The 18259-nt window shown below is 44.8% G+C and carries 14 protein-coding genes; 4 read left to right on the top strand and 10 right to left on the bottom strand.

Going from position 1 to position 18259, the window contains the following annotated elements:
• Window positions 1-59: 59 nt before the first annotated feature.
• The 6 genes from ACTXGE_RS05945 to ACTXGE_RS05920 all read right to left on the bottom strand — a co-directional run bounded on the left by ACTXGE_RS05945 (window position 60) and on the right by ACTXGE_RS05920 (window position 5029).
• Complete coding sequence (locus tag ACTXGE_RS05945) at window positions 60-698, bottom strand: NAD(P)H-binding protein (protein ID WP_435950197.1); 639 nt, start codon at window positions 696-698, stop codon at window positions 60-62.
• A gap of 179 nt (window positions 699-877) precedes the next feature.
• Complete coding sequence (locus ACTXGE_RS05940) at window positions 878-1327, bottom strand: YaiI/YqxD family protein (RefSeq protein ID WP_435950198.1); 450 nt, start codon at window positions 1325-1327, stop codon at window positions 878-880.
• Window positions 1327-2652 (bottom strand): 5-(carboxyamino)imidazole ribonucleotide synthase, encoded by a 1326-nt coding sequence (locus ACTXGE_RS05935; protein WP_435950199.1) that lies wholly within the window; start codon window positions 2650-2652, stop codon window positions 1327-1329. The genes ACTXGE_RS05940 and ACTXGE_RS05935 overlap by 1 nt, the downstream gene beginning before the upstream one ends.
• Window positions 2653-2773: 121 nt before the next feature.
• Window positions 2774-3322, bottom strand: a complete 549-nt coding sequence (purE, locus tag ACTXGE_RS05930) for a 5-(carboxyamino)imidazole ribonucleotide mutase (RefSeq protein WP_443542422.1) — start codon at window positions 3320-3322, stop codon at window positions 2774-2776.
• 115 nt (window positions 3323-3437) lie between these two features.
• Window positions 3438-4382, bottom strand: a complete 945-nt coding sequence (locus tag ACTXGE_RS05925; protein ID WP_435950201.1) for a metallophosphoesterase — start codon at window positions 4380-4382, stop codon at window positions 3438-3440.
• A gap of 29 nt (window positions 4383-4411) precedes the next feature.
• Window positions 4412-5029 (bottom strand): rhomboid family intramembrane serine protease, encoded by a 618-nt coding sequence (locus tag ACTXGE_RS05920; protein WP_317200759.1) that lies wholly within the window; start codon window positions 5027-5029, stop codon window positions 4412-4414.
• A gap of 290 nt (window positions 5030-5319) precedes the next feature.
• On the opposite strand from ACTXGE_RS05920, the gene ACTXGE_RS05915 reads away from it, so the two are divergent.
• Window positions 5320-6828, top strand: a complete 1509-nt coding sequence (locus ACTXGE_RS05915; protein ID WP_443542424.1) for a hypothetical protein — start codon at window positions 5320-5322, stop codon at window positions 6826-6828.
• A gap of 586 nt (window positions 6829-7414) precedes the next feature.
• The gene (locus ACTXGE_RS05910) at window positions 7415-9094 is read left to right on the top strand and encodes an OmpA family protein (RefSeq protein ID WP_443542426.1); all 1680 of its coding nucleotides are present in this window, start codon (window positions 7415-7417) and stop codon (window positions 9092-9094) included.
• Window positions 9095-9226: 132 nt separating this feature from the next.
• Here the strand turns inward: ACTXGE_RS05910 and nagZ are convergent, their stop codons facing one another.
• Window positions 9227-10306: a beta-N-acetylhexosaminidase gene (nagZ, locus tag ACTXGE_RS05905; protein ID WP_443542428.1), complete on the bottom strand. Its 1080-nt coding sequence runs from the start codon at window positions 10304-10306 to the stop codon at window positions 9227-9229.
• Window positions 10307-10904: 598 nt separating this feature from the next.
• Between nagZ and ACTXGE_RS05900 the strand changes: the two genes are divergently transcribed.
• On the top strand, window positions 10905-13136 hold the full coding sequence (locus ACTXGE_RS05900; RefSeq protein ID WP_443542430.1) for a carboxy terminal-processing peptidase: 2232 nt from the start codon (window positions 10905-10907) through the stop codon (window positions 13134-13136).
• A 588-nt stretch (window positions 13137-13724) separates the two neighbouring features.
• Here the strand turns inward: ACTXGE_RS05900 and ACTXGE_RS05895 are convergent.
• Entirely contained in the window at window positions 13725-14210 is a 486-nt protein-coding gene (locus ACTXGE_RS05895; protein ID WP_317200764.1) for an FKBP-type peptidyl-prolyl cis-trans isomerase, read from the bottom strand.
• 334 nt (window positions 14211-14544) lie between these two features.
• Here ACTXGE_RS05895 and ACTXGE_RS05890 point away from each other — a divergent pair, with 334 nt between their 5' ends.
• Complete coding sequence (locus ACTXGE_RS05890; RefSeq protein ID WP_443542432.1) at window positions 14545-16473, top strand: M61 family metallopeptidase; 1929 nt, start codon at window positions 14545-14547, stop codon at window positions 16471-16473.
• Between the two features lie 91 nt (window positions 16474-16564).
• On the opposite strand, the gene copM is transcribed toward ACTXGE_RS05890, so the two are convergent.
• A complete protein-coding gene (copM, locus tag ACTXGE_RS05885; protein WP_443542434.1) occupies window positions 16565-17401 on the bottom strand; it encodes a CopM family metallochaperone in 837 nt (278 codons plus the stop codon).
• Window positions 17402-17524: 123 nt separating this feature from the next.
• A complete protein-coding gene (locus ACTXGE_RS05880; protein WP_443542436.1) occupies window positions 17525-18127 on the bottom strand; it encodes a pseudouridine synthase in 603 nt (200 codons plus the stop codon).
• Window positions 18128-18259 lie beyond the last annotated feature (132 nt).

Here is an 18259-nt window from a genome sequence, read left to right as displayed (position 1 = left end):
CTATCCAAGGACAGTCCGCTTTTTTTGAACAAAATAGCTAAGATTATATATAGATAAGATTATATTTTGGCAATAGCTTCTTTGATAGCCGTCTCGCCGTTTTGCATACTAAAGACTTGCTTGATGGTGTTATCAGCACTCAATACCGCCGCTAAAGTGCTCGCTACATCCTTGATTGAGTTCTCACCTGCACTATCATCATTGACAGCAATAGTTCCCGTAGCTTCTCGCTCTTTAAGCGCGCCTGCTTGCACAATAGTGTAGTCAAGGGTGCTGTCATGGACAAGCCACTGGTCTGCGTAATGCTTGCAAATATAGTAGTCTTTTAGATCTTTGATACCAGGATTGTTCCATTTACTAGTATCTAATGAAAATACGGTACTGAGCATGATATAGCGTTTAATGCCATTATCTTGCGTCGCTTGCATAGTTTTCACTGCGCCGTGCAAATCTACTTCTAATACATTTTTGCCACCAGATCCTGCGACAAAATAAACCGCATCGATATCTTTATCGATTTGTTTTTGAATGTCGTCTTTATGAGCTGTAATGTCTAAATCTAACTGACTGTAGTTGTCGTTATCGAATAATTTTTCATCTTGTCTGGTCGTACCGATGACTTGATGACTATCATTTAATAATTGTTCAACCAAATCACTACCGACGCGGCCACTGGCACCTATGACTAAAATTTTCATATGGACTCCTATCTTTGAGAGTTGTTTTTTTAAGAGTTATTTAAAATATGCATCTAAGATAACAAAAAAATCGGCATACATCGTTATGATGCGTGCCGATTACATAGTGTTTGGTTATAGCGTGTATACCGTTTGCAAGGAGAGTAGGTATAGCGGTTGAATTTATTCTTTTAAAATGTCTAACGCACTAGTTTGTTAAGACCGTCGGCAAAGGCTTTTTTATCACGATCGCCGTACGGCTTTTGTCCACTCATCTCTTGTAATTCGAGCACGCCGGTACCGCGCATAGTATCCATAAAATCACGCATGTTGAGTTTTTGCTTGATATTGTTTTTATCATAAATGACGCCGCGCGTAGTCAGCACCATGCCGCCTTTATCCAAGATATCATTAGCCAAAGGAATATCGCTGGTAATCGCCAAATCGCCTGCCTGTATTTTTTCGACAATGTAATCATCAGCTTTATCAAACCCATGCGGTACAACGGTCATGATCAATAGCGGTGACTTGCGTAGCTTGATGGGGTGGTTGGCGACGAAGATAGCCATGGTTTGCGTACGCTCTGCGGTTTTGATAATTAACTCTTTGGCAATAAGTGGCACTGAGTCAGCGTCAATCCAGATTTGCATTAGTTATTAGCCTTGTCTTCTTTGTCAGCGGTACTTGCGCTTTGATCTAAGTCTTCTACTTTTTCGTCGACTTTAGCCTCGGCTTCGATATCTAACTGATCGGACTCTGTTTTGGTGTCTGAGTGTTTTTTATCCAAACCAACTTTATTAGGTAAAACGCTTATCAGTGCGCTCAAGCTTGTCTCAAGGTTAGCGACGTCATTTGGCATCAAGGTAATATGAGCGATCTTGCGATCTTCGCGCTCCTCTTTATGATAGCTGTGATAATGAGCGCCGTCTATTTTGAGTACCTCGCTGATATCTGGATACTGACCGAGGACATTGAGCATAATGGCGGGGTGGATATTGTCTGTATCACCCAAAGGCAGGCCAACTACTGCGCGTATATGGTTCTCAAACTGACTGGTGATTGCGCCCTCAATACTCCAGTGCCCAGAGTTATGTACACGCGGCGCGATCTCATTGGCGAGCAGATAATCATGACCGCGCGCGTCTTTAGTCACAAACAACTCAAGCGCCATAGTACCCACGTAATTAAGATGATTCATCACAGTGGTAATAGCATCTTTTGCTTGCTTGAATAAATGGCTGGTACCGACCGCAGGTGCTTGAGTTTTAGCTAAAATCCCTTGATGATGATGGTTTTCGACCAAATCATAACAGCGCACATTACCCTCTGTGCCACGTGTGGCGATGATAGAGAGCTCACGACTAAAGTGGATAAAGCCCTCAGCGATCAGCGAGGCGGGGGTTGGCGTCAGGCTACCTTGACCACTGACCGCATCTTTGAGCGCGTGCCACGCCGCTGGTATATCGTCATCGGTTTTGATCACAAACTGACCTTTGCCATCGTAGCCGCCGCGACTGGTTTTGAGTACGATAGGTAGACCCAAAGCCTTACAAGCCTGTGCAAGCTCGGCTTGGGTACTCACGGCGACAAAGGGGACGGTCGCAATAGCCAAATCATTAAACATCTGCTTTTCTTTTAGGCGATCTTGTGCCACATCAAGAGCAATAGGCGGTGGATACATGCCCTGTTTTTGTCCTGACTTGGCAAGACTTGCTAGACGTTCAACGGTCGATGTTGGCGTGTTTTCAAACTCTAGGGTAAACACGTCCGCTGCCGCTATAAAATCCTCTAACTGCTCACTGCTATAGACGCGTCCATAAAGACTGGCTGGACACTGCGCATTGTCCTCTAAAAACACGCAGCGATAACCGAGCGGCATGGCAGCCTCTGCCAGCATCATGCCGAGCTGACCGCCTCCTAAAATACCTATCGTACCAATGGTTTGGGTTGCAGGGTAAGCATTATCTGTTGTCATAGCAGGCTCTTTTGCGTCATCAAAAAGGATATGGTTTTGGTAGTATAGCAAAATAGGAAAAGGTGCACGAAAGGCACCTTTTATTATTGAGCTAAATGATGACCAAGCTAAGTTGGTCATTTTATTGATTGATAATACCAGGAATAGGGCTGGCAAGAATGGTATCGGTTTGCGTTTGACGCAAATGTTGCAATTTATTAGCAATCAACTCGTCATGCAATGCCAACACCTGAATCGCCAGCAGTGCAGCATTATAAGCGCCAGCACTACCGATAGCTAGCGTACCAACCGCGACGCCTTTTGGCATCTGGACGATAGAGAGCAAACTATCCCAACCGCTAAGTATCGAGGACTTTATAGGGACGCCAAAGACAGGAAGCGGCGTTTGACTGGCGCACATACCTGGCAGGTGCGCCGCCCCTCCAGCACCAGCGATGATGACTTGCAGGCCATTGTCTTTAGCGCCTTTGGCATACTCAAATAGTCTATCAGGCGTACGATGAGCCGAGACCACCTCGCATTCAAACGCAATACCGAAATCTGCTAATAACTGGGCTGCTGCGCTCATTGTCGGCCAATCAGACTGCGAGCCCATGATAATACCTACTTTGGGCTGACCTGCTGGGGAGGCGATAGCCTTGTTTTGGTCAGTTGCATGATCGATGCTCATAAGGCGATATCCTCAAAACGACCATCATACAAAAGTTTTGCTAGTGCCGTAAAGACAAGATTGCCTCATCTTAGCAAAACTCATCGCATAGCTTGGCTTGGTAGTCGTAGAAGGTCTACGTATTTAGGTACTGCACAAAGTTATTGGGGCTAAGTGGTAATGGGTGGTCAGTGTCCAGCTGATAACTGGTCAAATATCCACTATCAACCGCTGCTGAATAATCCGTGCAAACGACCTGCGGACTGAGCGGCGCAGGCGTGCCTGTTAGCCAGTAGTGACCCACAAATATAGGTTTAGTCGTTTTGAGCGTAAAGTCTATAGGCTCAGGCTTAGTATCATAAGGAATCTGCGCTATCGCTGAGGCAGGCGCGCGTGCAATATCGTGGATAGGGCGATCATTGAGATCATCAAGCCACCACCTTACTCGTACTCGCGTACGCGTCGTACCTTCTTTATCCACCATCACAATACCCTCAGGCAGCGGCGTCTCCACCCCTTTGAGCACGCGCTCTAAGGCCTCAAATAACGGCGTATGTTTTTGTGAGGTGTGAATAAGCGCCTTTAAGGTTAAGCGATTGTCATCGGTTAGCAGTGGCTTTAGCATTGCCATACTATCGACATCCCAGCAGGCATGCACAAAACAGGCATAGTCGGTCTCAAGCCACAATGGAATCTCGTAAAAGCGCTTAAGCCAATAGGTATGCAGCTCCGAGCCAAAGGTCACTTCATCTAAAAACGCCTTGTGCTGGCGGGTATGTATCTCATTGTGCACGCGTAAATAGTGCTCTGGATGCTCAGGATCTAAAGTGGCAAACGCTAAAGCATTGTATTCATGATTGCCCATCACGGCATCAGCAACGCCTGCGTCGAGCATCGCAAAGACAATCTCAAGCGTCTTGATTTGCTGCGGGCCACGATCGATTAAATCACCGATAAACAGCGCTCGGTGGCCTTTGGGCGGCACAAAATACTGACCATTATGCTGATAATCTAATTGCGTCAGTAGTCCTATTAGTTTGTCTGCATAGCCATGAATGTCACCGATAATATCTATAATCATAAATTGTGATCAAATTCCGAGTCAGTAGATTAAAGGATAGGCGAGAGTAGCTCGCTAATAAAGTGCGGTATAACCTGTGGCTCTAGTATTATTGTGGCTATCACGCCAAACGCGCCGCCCCATAAATGCGCCATATGGTTAATATTAGAGTCGCCTTTTTTATCGGCATAGATGCTATAAGCGACGTATGCGATAGCGAATAATATCGCAGGAATCGGTACAACAGCGAATAGATACAGCGTATCCCAAGGCGCGAGCAGTATAAAGGCAAAGAGTACTGCTGATACGCCGCCAGAAGCTCCAAGGCTTAGGTAGCTAGCATTGTTTTTGTTTTTGAGATAACTTGGAATCATCGCCACAATGATAGCCAAAAGGTAAAACACAATAAACCCAAAGCCCCATAGATATGGCTCATAAAGCCCTTCGATGGCGCGACCAAAGAAATATAAGGTAAACATGTTAAACAGCAGATGCATGCTATCGGCGTGAATAAAGCCGTGAGTCACAAATCGATCCCATTGACCTTGTTCTACTGCTGGCGGATAGAATATCAGACGATTAAACAGAGCTTTATTTTGCCAAGCCAGCAGACTGATAATAACCGTAACGATAATAATAAGTGTAGTATGATTAAACAAAAAGGTCATCCTTAGGGCAAGCCTATTATACTACGCGCTCAAAGTACGACGCGCTCAAAGTACGACGCGTTCCAAGTACGACGCGCTCCAAGTACGATACGCTCTAAGTCTCAAGCGTTTTGATTGAGAAAAGCAGAATATGTAGACTCCAATATAAAGCAATTAAACTATCAGCAAGTGATGATGAGTAAGGCTTCGTATTGCGAGCGTAACGACTCCTGTTGACAGAGATACTTGGCATAAAAAACGTAGAATTGAGCCATTAAAACCTTTAATCAAGCAGAGGAAAGCTGCATTTTATGAATATCATTGAACACTTAGAACAAACCGTTAGCAGCCTAGTGTTAGCAGATACTGTAAATGCTGCTAAGCTAAGCTTACTTGAGCAGTTCTATGCAATTTTAGCGACGCGGTTGTCATCATCACAAGTGCAGCACGATGATAAGGCGCGTTCAGACAGTTTTGACACCATTCATCACTCACTATTTGAGCAACTATGGCAAGACCCTGATGATCGTCAAGTCATCATTAAAGAGTTGTCCGCAGCGCACCATATCAATGAGATAGTGACCACGCAACTGCTTATCAATGCCACACCCCTCGCTTATCAAGCCCTAAAAGACAGTGCAAAGGGTGAGTATCTGCCCGCCTTTTTACAACATCAGCAACCCATTTTACGTCAATATCTTCCAGCGTGGTCAGCATCTGTTATTGCACAACGTACGCATATCGAGGGTTCACTGACGTCAGCTATTATTACAAATTCAGATAAAACGACGGCAGGTGACGCTCACATCTTAAATACACAAAACCTTGAGAAAGAAATCATTGAGCAAGAGGAGCTATCTGATACCGATGCCATTCATGCAAATCCCTCCCAGCACCATGCAGATAACTATGCAGATAATAACGAAGCTAATAATAACGAGGTTAAGCCTTTTAGAGTAACGCGCGCTCGTAACCACAATAAAGGCATGCGTAAGATATCCTGGTTACTGTTTGCCTTAGCCGTATTGGCAGGAATGGGGTTGGCATGGGCGTTAGTGACAAAGCCTAAACCAGTTGAAACCATCGCAGCACCGCCTACGGTTGCAGCGCCTGTTGAGCCGCCAGTCGTTGTTCCTTTGACACCTGTTTCGATGAGTGTGGGCGTGGATAATAGTGGCAATCTTTACACTTGTAGTGCAAAAGTCGGTGATACCAGTTTGCAAAGTGCGTTTATGCAAGCGCTTAACGTGAGCTTTGGTGAGCAAGCTAGTATTTGTGAGATCACTGTAGCCAAAGAGATCGCTGCAAGCTTGCCCAATATGTCCATAGAGACGCTACCTGATATCCTAACTTTGCTCAGAGCTACCCCTTTTGCACGCTTGCAACTACAAAACGAGCGCATCGTACTAGAAGCGCCTGATGGTCTGTTGCTGCAACAGCTGGTCGATGACATGCGTATTTTAGTACCTGCCATGCCGATAGAGCGCGCTGCGCCTATACCACTACCTGACAATCTAACTACTGATAATGATGTAACTACTGATAATAGTATAACTATGAATAATCCTGTTGATAGCGGCAACGAGACTATAAGTAATCTAAATAATAACGATGTCGGCAATGCAAACAACACTACAAACAACTATCAGGCTACAGATGATGAAACAGGCGATAGAGTCATACCTGATACGCCAAATCAATATAGGAACAATAATCAAAATACAAATAGCACGCCCGTTCCATCAGGACCTATTTCTTTATCTGAATTAGAGGAGATGGCAAGTAAAGAAATCAGAGTAGATCCAGTAAGAGCGAACTGATAATAACTATGTAGCGGTGTAATAGTCATATAGTGGTAGTGGTTATATAGTGGTAGTAGTTATACAGTGACTAGCTTAGCAGTCATTAACTTAGTAGTAACTTGCATGATTCCTTTAAATATTTGTATAAGCTTATTTGGCAATATATTAATATCCCTATTTGTTTGATATTAAAAAATTAAAAGTGACTTCTTACTTACGCCGTTATTTAAAGTGTTCAGCAGACTCTATCTGGCAATCCTTAATATACGTTAACGTCGATTACACTGATAGGTTTTTAGTTACGCGTAACTCTCCTAACATTACCTAATGTTGCATTTGTACAACATCACCTTTGTTGTGAGTAACCACTTAGTGATTATACTAGGACAATACTGAAGTAAATCAATAAGTAGCTATAGCTAAGTATTTGAACTCAATAATGAGTAACAGACACATTCTTTATTTTTATTTGCTACTACTTGTTACATTCACTCTTATAAAGCGAAACATAATCTTTTGTTTTGTTAATTTAAAATGACAGAATAAGTTTTCGCAAATTTTGAACATTTAGAACGATTACACAAACTATTAGGGGATACAGAATATGGATATTATCAGTCATTTAACACGAACCGTCAGCCCAGCAGTTTTGGGAGATGATCATAGCCCTGCCAAAAAAGGCCTACTTGAGCAGTTTTATGCGATATTCGCCGCTCGCCTAGCTGATAATGAAACCTATGGACGTTTCTCTAACGAGAATATTGCTCGTGACGATCAAGGTTTTTACGACCGCGTTTGGACAGATGGCGCGCACCGTGACCGTATTTCACGTGAGCTTGCAGGCGCGCACAACGTTGACGCAACAGCTTCTCGTGGTTTAATCGCTATGGCTGCACCTTTAGCCTATCATGAGATAAAAAGCCTTGCTGGAACGACGCCAGTACCCCAGTTTTTAAATGATAATTTATCCAGCTATCAGCATCATATCCCAGCATGGGCAAGCGCTGTGGTACCTGCTGGTATGTTAGCCGCCGCTCCTGCTGGCGCACGTATTTCTGACACGACCACGACCGCGCCTCTAGTACGCGAAGAAGAGCAAAAAGACGGCAGCTTTATGAAAGCGCTATTGCCTATTATTGGTTTAATTATTTTAGGTGCACTTGCTTGGGCACTGCTCAGAGGTTGCCAAGATGACCCAGCACCTGTCGCGACGCCTGTTGTTGCTGAAGAGCAAGCGCAGACAGATGGGCAAACAGCAGTTGCTATGGATGTCGAGCCTGCCTCATTGCGTCTTGCTATGGGTGAAGGCAACACCTTATACGCTTGCCGTATGAATGTCGGTGACGAAGCGCTACAAAGCACTGTTATGGGCGCGCTCAATGATGCGTTCGGCGCTGAAACTGATAAGTGTCGTGCTGATGTCGATGACAGTTTTGCGACAGATATGCCAGCTGCAGCCAATCTTGCTGCTATCTTAGCTATCTTCAAAGATGTCCCAGACGCTAGCATGATTATCAAAGGCGATAATATCGTAGTGAATTCAGCAGATGCTGATGTACTTAGCAAGCTAGTATCTGATTTACAAGCTGCAGCACCGTCAATGACAGTTGAAGCTGAAGGTCCGCTAGATATGCAAGGCGAGATTGACAACAGCCTAGTTGCTGCTGGTGCGGCAATAGATAGACTGGGTGACAATCCAGATCCACGCGATGTTGCTCGTGCTTTGAGCCTACAAACCATTAACTTTGAGTTGGACAAAGCGTTTATCCCTGATGTCAACAAGCCGTTCTTAGATCGCGCTGCCAAGATAGTTACCGAAGTACCAAACATGGAATTGGTTATTATAGGTCATACGGATAATCAAGCTTCTAATGCTTACAACATGGAGCTATCACGTGACCGTGCTGAATCAGTCAAAGAGTACTTAGTTTCTCAAGGCGTTGACGCAAGCAAGCTTACGACAAAAGGTATGGGTGAAACTGATCCTATCGCTGATAACTCAACTGAGCAGGGACGCTTCCGTAACCGCCGTATTGAGTTTACAGTCAACGATCAATCTGCAATGGCAAGTAACAATGGCATGGCGACCAACAGTGGCAACCTCGACCCAGATCTTAACCCGCTAGATAGCAACAACGATGATCTAACGGTTGATGGTGATGATCGCGGCGTAAACGCATCAATGCCAGACCCAGATCTGAATCCATTAGATAACAATAATGATGACTTACTACCAGATGGTGATGATCCCACTCAAGGTACTGTTCTTGATCCAACGAACTAATCTATCGATACAATTATAGATTATCCAAAAAACCGCACTTATCAGAGTGCGGTTTTTTTGTTGGAGTTTGGCTATCTTTAAAAGAGTAGAGTTTTTGCTTCTGCATGTAGTTGTAGTTGTTGTAGTCTGCTTTTATTTATACTCAGTAGGGTCCTTTTGCCCCGCTGTAATCTTAGTGTTTAGATCTTCGTTGACGAAAAAAGTATTCAAGATATGATTCCGAGCCTGTTGCCAGTAGTCAAATTGCTCACAAGTAGAGAGCAGGTCATCTTGCCATACTGGAATATGTCCGCGCATGGTTTTGATACGACTTTGATTGGGATAGGGTAGCTCTTGCGCCGCTTTGGCAGCATCGTGAGCAGCAATTCTATCATTACAGACTAGTGCGATGTCGCAACCTGCATTGATGGCGGCTTTAACGCGAGCGCTGACATCACCAACAGAATTGGCACCTGCCATAGAGAGATCATCAGAGAATATCACCCCATCATAATTGAACTGACTGCGCAAAATATCTTTAAGCCATATTTTTGAAAATCCTGCTGGCTTATCATCGACTTGCGAGAAGATAACATGAGCAGGCATCACCGCATCTAACCATGGTAAAGTCTGGGCGAAAGGCTGCATATCGCTTGACATAATCTCGTCTAAACTGCGCGTATCAATGGCCTGCGCTACGTGTGAGTCAGGAGCGATCGCGCCATGACCAGGAAAGTGCTTACCCGTAGTTGCCATGCCAGCGGCCTTCATTCCGCGCATAAACTGCGTAGACAAAGCTACAATCGCTTGCGGCTTATGATGAAAGCTACGATCGCCTATCACTTGACTGATACCGCCTCTATCGAGGACAGGCGCAAAGCTCATATCGATACCTACGGCGAGTACTTCTGCGGCCATAAGGTAGCCGCAATCGTAAGCACAGCTTAGGGCGAGATTTGGGTCTTTATCGAATAAATCGCCGAGGAGGCCCATTGCAGGTAGCGGAGTGAAGCCTTCACGCAGGCGTGCTACGCGGCCGCCTTCTTGATCGACCCCGATTAGGATATCAGCATTGTGGTAGCGGATGTCATCACATAGTGCGCGCACTTGGGCGGCATCGATCACGTTGCGTGCAAACAGTATAATGCCGCCTACTTGTGCCTGTTTGATCAAGCTGACGTCTTCTGCGGTCAGCGCGGTATTGTCTATATCTATCATTAACACGCCGTACATGGCAGAATCCTTTTTTAAGTTACATTTATAAGGCTAGGATAGAGGAGGGCTTAGTGATTCAAATCGACACACCTCTTGATGCTATCGTTCGCCTACTATGTCAGTCATTATACATAAGGGTGGTCGCTCATCAACCTAACAAGCGTGAACATAAGATATCTAATAGATAAGAATTAAAAGCATAAAGGGAATTAAGTGTAAGATTATTTATACAGTTTGAGACAGTCGATAAAGGTTGCGCGTGCTAGTATTTATTGTATTTTGGCTATACAGTGCTGGTGTTAGATGCTATTTTTATTCAGTTATTAATCAAGTACTAAGTTTGAGCAGGACAAGCCACTATTAGGCTATATCAGCCGCTAATCCAAAATGAGAGATAAAATACGAGTGCTATACTAGATGCTATTACTATACTAGTATCATCGCCATGTTAGTATCGTTGCCATGTTAGTGTCACCATCATAGCAGTAGCGCTGTAGTCGTATATTATGCAAGTGCAAGAATAAAGTGAGTACAAGCATAAAGAGATAGTACTTGCATTGGAATTAAACGAGCTACATTTAAAACAACTTATATTTAAAACTACTAGGTAGATACGATGAAAAAACAACCCGCACAATGGTTATTAAGTGCAGCTTCTGTAGGCATCGCAGGTATTATCCTCACTCAAAGTTATGGAACTGCAGTCGCTAATACTGAGACACAAGGGTTCGAGCCCACCCCTGAACAAAAAGTCACCACCCGTCAAGTTGCCGCTTTGCTGGATCGTAGCCATTATCTCAATCAGCCGTTAAATGCTGAAATGGGCAATGAGATACTCTCTATGTACATCGATAGCTTAGATCCAAACCATACCCTGTTCTTACAATCGGATGTCGATGAGTTTAAGAAAAAGTATGCTGATGACTTTGGTACTCGCCTCAAACGCGGCGATTTATCAGCAGGCGTTGATATCTTTGAGCGCTACCGCAAACGCTCAAACGAGTACTTTGAGATGGCAACAAGAATGCTCAAAACCGATATCGATTTGACAGGCGATGAGACCATTGTGCTAGATCGCGAAAAGCTCGGTCATTTTAAGACCAAAAAAGAGCAGCGCGACTACTGGACGCGCCAATTGAAGTTTCAATTGCTTGGCATCACTTTAGGCCAAGAAGATGAAAAAGCCAAAGAAAAGGTATTTTTAGATAATCCAGATATCACTCGTGGTCAGGATTTGGTCCGTAACGATCAGCGTACGCCAAACGAGATACTACTTAACCGCTTAACGCGTCAGCAAGGACAGTTCGGTCGCCTCAAAGATGATGAGGTAATGGAGACCGTTCTAAATACTGCTATGCTGACCTACGATCCGCACAGCAATTACTATGCGCCTATTCAAGCGACTGAGCTACAAATCCAGTCAAGCTTGCAATTAGAGGGCATTGGCGTCTCTATCCGTCCTGATCGCAAAAACCCAGATTATACTCGTATTGTGACTCTCGTCGATGGAGGCCCTGCAGCAAAAACAGGTCAGATAAAACCCAACGACCTCATTATAGGGATCGCCAAAGACGGTAAGACCATGACGGATGTGGTCGGCTGGTCAACGCGCGAAGTTGTCGGTCTTATTCGCGGTAAACGCGGCACTTCGGTGACGCTTAAGCTGCGCCAACCCAACACTCCGGATGCTAGCGCGCGTACGGTCACAGTAGTACGCGATATTATTCAGCAAGAAGAGTCAGGCGTACGCCAGCGCGTGGTAGCAGTCAAATCTCCTGAGGATGGCTCGCTTAAACGTATTGGTGTCCTTGAGATTCCAAGTTTTTATCTAAATTATCGCGCGCGCCGCAATGGTGAGGACTATCGTAGCGTCAGTATAGATACAGAGCGCGCAATCAAAGAGCTCAATGAGGAAAATATCGACGGACTAGTGGTCGATTTGCGCAATAATCCAGGCGGCTCACTAGATGAAGTGGCGAAAATGCTTGGATTGTTCATCAAAGGCGGCCCGTTAGTACAAATTCGTGATAATCGCGGCAACATCCAAGTCTACCGTGATGATGACGGCGGTGAGCAGCTCTATGATGGCAAAATGGCAGTGATTACTAATCTGGCTTCAGCCTCAGCGAGTGAGATTTTTGCTGCCGCTATTCAAGATTATGGTCGCGGTTTAGTCGTCGGGAGCACAACCACAGGTAAGGGCTCTGCACAGATTCAACTTGATAACCTCGCTCTAGGTTCAGCCACTCTTACTCAGCGTAAGTTTTACCGTATTACAGGTGGTAGTACGCAAAACAAAGGCGTCGTTCCAGATGTAGAACTGGTCAATATTTATGATGATGCAACTTTTGGTGAGCGCGCGCAGAAAAAAGCGCTGCCTTGGGATACTATAAAGACGGCCGCTTATAAGCCTGAAGGGAGGTTCACCTCTGATACACTAGCTACGCTTAATCAGCAGTCCAAAATCCGTCAAGAGCAAAATCCGCAGTTTGTCTATCTATCAACGCTCAATGATATTCGCAATATGGAAGATGAGAAAAAGCCGATCGAGATTGATATTAACAAACGCCGCGCTAAAATGCAGCTGATAGAAAAGCGCTCGTTAGAAGCTGAAAACAAACGCCTTATCGCAACAGGTAAGCGTCCTTACGCTAATTGGAATACCTATCAAGCCGCTATGGATGCCAAATTTGAAGAGCGAAGCCAAATGAAAGCGGACGAGCGCCCTGAGCTACCAGAGAGTGAGGCATATATCACTGAGGCCGCTTATTTAATGCTAAGTGCCCAGCCACAAACTCTAAGCAGTCCCAAAGAGAAGTTATCTGCTAGAGATAAGCAAGCTATGTAATCAGCTAGTAGGGGTGTGTAACACTGTGTAAGCATATGCTTACACACATTGAGTCTTTGGCGTCTTACCTTATAGGGCTAATTTTACGATAATGGTTCCACAGCACAATTGAGTAGTACTAGGGATTGGTATTCAGTGATTGTATCAGGGATGGTTTGCTGATTAGGGATGACAGGGCTAGATGCCCGCTAGCTAGAGTTGACTTCGGGATTAGGTTGATTTTAGTATTAACAAGGATGGTTAGTAATGAGAGCCGTGTAACGCTAGTCGTTATACGGTTTTGTTACGTTTAGACATCTGGTTTTGCTACAAAACTTTAAAAAAATTCCAGCTATAGTCAATATGAAATAAAATCGATACGCAAATATTACCAGTGCTACTGGTATAAATTTTACTTGCTTGCTGTGTCTACGATGACAGAGGCTGCGCAAAATTCATCCCAGCAGCACTATATCAGTTTTATGGTAATTCAACTATATATAGAATTCATTATGTTAGCACACAAAAAAGCCAGTCGCTCAATTTGAGTGACTGGCTTTTAGCTTGCTATAGTAGTGTGTTAGACCACTCAATAGCTCTACGCTCTAATTAATGCTCAACGCCGCCTGCACCGTGGACGTGACCATGGTTTAGCTCATCTTCAGTTGCCGCGCGTACTTCTTGAATCTCAACATCAAACGTCAAACGCTTGCCTGCCAAAGGATGGTTGGCATCAACAGTAACTTCTTCGTCCGTTACATCAGTTACGGTTACGAGCATCACTTGCTCGCCTGCTTGTGATTGAAACTGCATACCTGGCTGAATGTCTTCTACGCCCTGAAAGTTATCACGAGGCACTTTTTGTACGGCTTGGTCTTGGTACTCGCCGTAGCCATCAGCAGGCTCTACAACAGCGTTTACTTTTTCGCCAGCAGACTTGCCTTCTAATTGTTTTTCTAAACCTGGAATGATGTTTTGATGACCATGCAAGTAAGCGAGTGGCTGACCTTCTTGTGACTGGTCTAATATATTGCCTTCGTCATCTTTTAGCGTGTAGTTAAACTTTACGGCGGTATCTTTTGTGATAGTAGTCATAAATTATCCTTTTTTAATACAAATAACATAAATCTGAAGTAGTAATAAACCTAAAAGAGCCAATTAGCCAGCCAAAAAGCCGAACTATTAATCAGTTATCATCAGTTTATCAAAGTAACTGTAGCAGTTAGTGTCTTTAATTGAGATGCTCATAATAACTTTCAAGGTAAAAAATAAAAAAGAGTGCATAAATAAGCTAAGCATAGCCTTTTGTATCATAAAGTAAGGGCAAAAATGCAATATTGTCAGTGAGCGGTGCAAAGACGATTTTGCCAGTTGCGTTTTGATGCAATGACTTCTACCATAACCACATCCTTTTTTATAAGAATAGACTATGACAACGCCCAAAGCTTATCCTGTGCATTACAAGTTTGACTTTGCTCGCTTTAACGAGCATTTGGTTGATGTGACCTTAACTTTTCAAAGCGACATCGATGCGCCAAGCTTATGGCTGCCGGCTTGGATTCCAGGCAGTTATTTGATGCGTGAGTTTGCCCGTCACATCACCGCTGTGCATTATCAAGTGCTAAAGGATACGCAAAATAAAGGTGATGATTCAGTCAGCCTGCGCGCAAAAAAGACAGATAAGCATACTTGGCAATTACCTAAGGTTGAGGCGGCACAAACGGTGAGCGTCCACTATGAAGTGTATTGCTACGATCTGTCAGTACGCACCGCTTATGTCGATCAGCAGCGGCTGTATGGCAACTTTACCTCTCTTGCGCTAGCGATTGAAGGGCAGGAGGCATCGGCGATACAAGTAAGCTTAGTGGTACCTGATGCGTTTTTGACAGGCAAGGACGCTAACAAAGTAATTATCGCCTGCGGTCTTGAGGCGACTTCTTTGGCTAATGAAGCAAAGAGCGTCAGCCAACATATCTACGGGTTGCAGGCACAGAGCTATCATCAGCTGATCGATTACCCGTTTGAGATCGCTGAGCAGGATAAGTTTGGGTTTATCGTACAAGATCATCGTCATCAAGCACTTGCGCACCGCTTTTATATATCAGGCAGACATAGTGCCCATTTAGGACGGCTGCAGCAGGATCTGACTCAAATTTGCCAGAGCTATATGGACTGGCTAGGGGACGCGCCCTTTAGCGATTACACCTTTATGACTTATGCCAGCGGGCAAGATTATGGTGGTCTTGAGCATATTAATTCGACCAGTTTGATTACGCCGCGCCGTGACTTGCCTAGTCACGATGAGCCCCAAATACCCAGCAATGCCTATCAGCGCTTTTTAGGCTTGTGTAGTCATGAGTATTTTCATGCATGGTGGGTCAAGACGGTGCAGCCTGATGTCATGTTCGATGTTGATTTGCGCCGTGAGGCCTTTACACCGCTGCTTTGGGTGTTTGAAGGCTTTACCTCCTATGTTGATGATTTTATGCTACAAGCCTCCGGTGTCATAGACAAAGCCAGCTATCTTAAATTACTCGCCGAACAGATCAATCGCTACTATCAAACGCATGGCCGCGCCAATCAAAGCGTTGCTGAATCTAGTTTTGATGCTTGGATTAAGCTGTATCGTAGTGACGAGAACACAGGCAACGCGGGTATCAGCTACTACAATAAAGGCGCGCTGGTCGCTCTATGTTTGGATTTGACTTTGCTTGAGTACAGCAATGGACGCTATCGGTTGTTTGATGTGATCAAGTCTTTTTATGAGCAAGCAAAAGCGTCCGATAAAAAGAGAATCGGAATCACTAGCGCTGATATGGGCCGCGTTATCGGTGAGTTTATGCCAGTAGATGAGTGGGAGACGTTTGAGCGCCGCTATATCGATGGCGTTGAAGAGTTACCACTTGATGAGCTACTGAGCGCAAATGGCATCACTATAAAACCTGATAACAAAGAGACTGCGGACAAACAAGTGCCTTGGGGCATGCGCTGCACCGACACGCCAGCAGGTCTTAAAGTCAATCGCGTACAGCGCGGTAGCGCGGCGGCTATTGCTGGAATATCAGCGCACGACGTCATCGTCGCCATCGATGGTATCAAAGCCGATAGCAAGCAGCTAGCTACCTTAAAAGACGCTAATTATCATGTTGAATGTCATCTGTTTCGCCGTGACGAGCTGATGCGCGTTGACGTATTACCTAAAGCCGCTCAGGGTATTGAGGATATAAGCCAGCAAAGCCCATTCCCTCACAAGGTGGATCTACAGTTTATAACTATGCGCTCGGCATCGACTGATGGCAATCAGTCAGAGTCAGATAAAGCGCTAATCTGGCTTGGGGCTATGGATCAGGTAGAATAAACCTTTTGCTCAAAGAACGTTTCGCTATCAACACAAAAAACCCCGTACTAGCTGTTTTTAGTACGGGGTTTTATTTAAACGGTATCTGTTTTTACGTTACAGACTCATTTTCGGTTAACTCAGCGCTGTCATCGGCTTCTTCAATAATGGTTTGATTATCGATCCAATTTTGTATGATTTCAATCTCGCTTTGCTGCGCGTCGATAATGTTTTTAGCCAGCGCTCGCATCTCGTCATCCTCGCCGTATTTTAATTGTGTTCTTGCCAGCTTTACCGCACCGATATGATGAGCGAGCATAGCACGTGCAAAGGCCATATCAGCGTCAGGGTCAGTGATGGCCGCTGACATCTCATCGTGCATGGTCTTGGCGCTCGCATCATAAGCGCGCTGCATCGCTTGGGTCACAGGTTTTGACTCGATCGTATCAGGATGGCTGGCAAGCCACTTTCTTAGAATATCGATCTCACTTTGCTGCGCGGTCATGACCTCTTGTGCCACCTTGCGCATAAAGGGATCTTGACCGTATTTTAGCTCAACCTTAGCCATATCGATCGTACCGCGATGATGACCGAGCATACTTTTGGCAAAGGCTGTATCTGGATCGTTATAACCTATGCCTATTAGCATCTCATCATGCATACCTGTCATCGCTTTAGCGTAGTCTTGATATCTCGCGCTCGTCTTTATCTCATTTGGCACCTCTAAATCATCCGTCATACCATGAGCACTACGTGCGCCTGCACCTTCTGCTAAGACCTCTGTACTATCAGCATTGTCGCTGACAGGCGGCTGCGGCTCGATGACAATCTTATCCTCTACTGTCGTCTCTTCTAGCGCTGTAGCGTTAGTCGTCTCGGCCGCAGGTTGACACGCACTAACGGCAAAAACAGCTGCAAAAATAGGCATAAGAAGACGGGCGTTAAACATGACGGATCCTTGTCAAAGGCAAGTAGATGGCGAAAGAATAAAGACTTAAGAATAGTAGCAGACAAACCTTACCCTTTCGAGTCACTAGGTTAAAAATGTGGTCACTTTTTTGTCTACAAAGCTTTAAAGGCCTAATTGCTGACATTGCTCATGGCTAAGGCTAACATGCACAGACTCACCAACGGCTAAATCTTTGAGCTCAAATCCAGCGACCGACCAGCGAATCAGGCGCAAGCAAGGCAAGCCCACATGGGCCGTCATGCGCCGTACTTGTCGATTTTTACCCTCAAAGATAGTGAGTATCAGCCACGAGTCAGGGACACTTTTGCGCTCGCGTATTGGTGGATGACGCGGCCATAGCGCGATAGGCAAATCCTCTACGCTTACGTGTTTGATTTTAGCGGGCAAGGTCTTGCCGTCTTTGAGCATGACGCCGCGGCCTAATTGTGTGAGTTGCTCAGCAGTCGGAATACCCTCTACTTGTACCAGGTACGTTTTGCCTTGTTTGCGTCCGCTATTGGCTTTTGGTGGATGCGTAATGGCCTTGTTAAGCTTACCATCAGCAGTTAATAACAGCAGACCTTCGCTAGTGGCGTCCAAGCGTCCAGCGACGCGCAAGGATTTGTCATCAAAGAACTCTGCTAATGGCGTAAATTTATTATTATCGTCATCCCTAAACTGGCTTTGGACGCCGTAGGGCTTATTAAATAAAACGAGTGTAGGCATAATGGGTGCCATATATAAAAGTTATGGCTGATTTTATCACGGCATGGTACAAATATTTATAGACAATAAAAAAACACCTCAAAGATTTATTGTCTTTGAGGTGCTCATATCTAACTTAAATAATGCTAAAAA

The sequence above is a fragment of the Psychrobacter sp. T6-4 genome (genome assembly GCF_052258425.1).
Taxonomy (GTDB): domain Bacteria; phylum Pseudomonadota; class Gammaproteobacteria; order Pseudomonadales; family Moraxellaceae; genus Psychrobacter.
The sequence above is the reverse complement of the archived record's forward strand: the minus strand, read 5'-3'. Positions and strand labels throughout refer to the sequence as shown.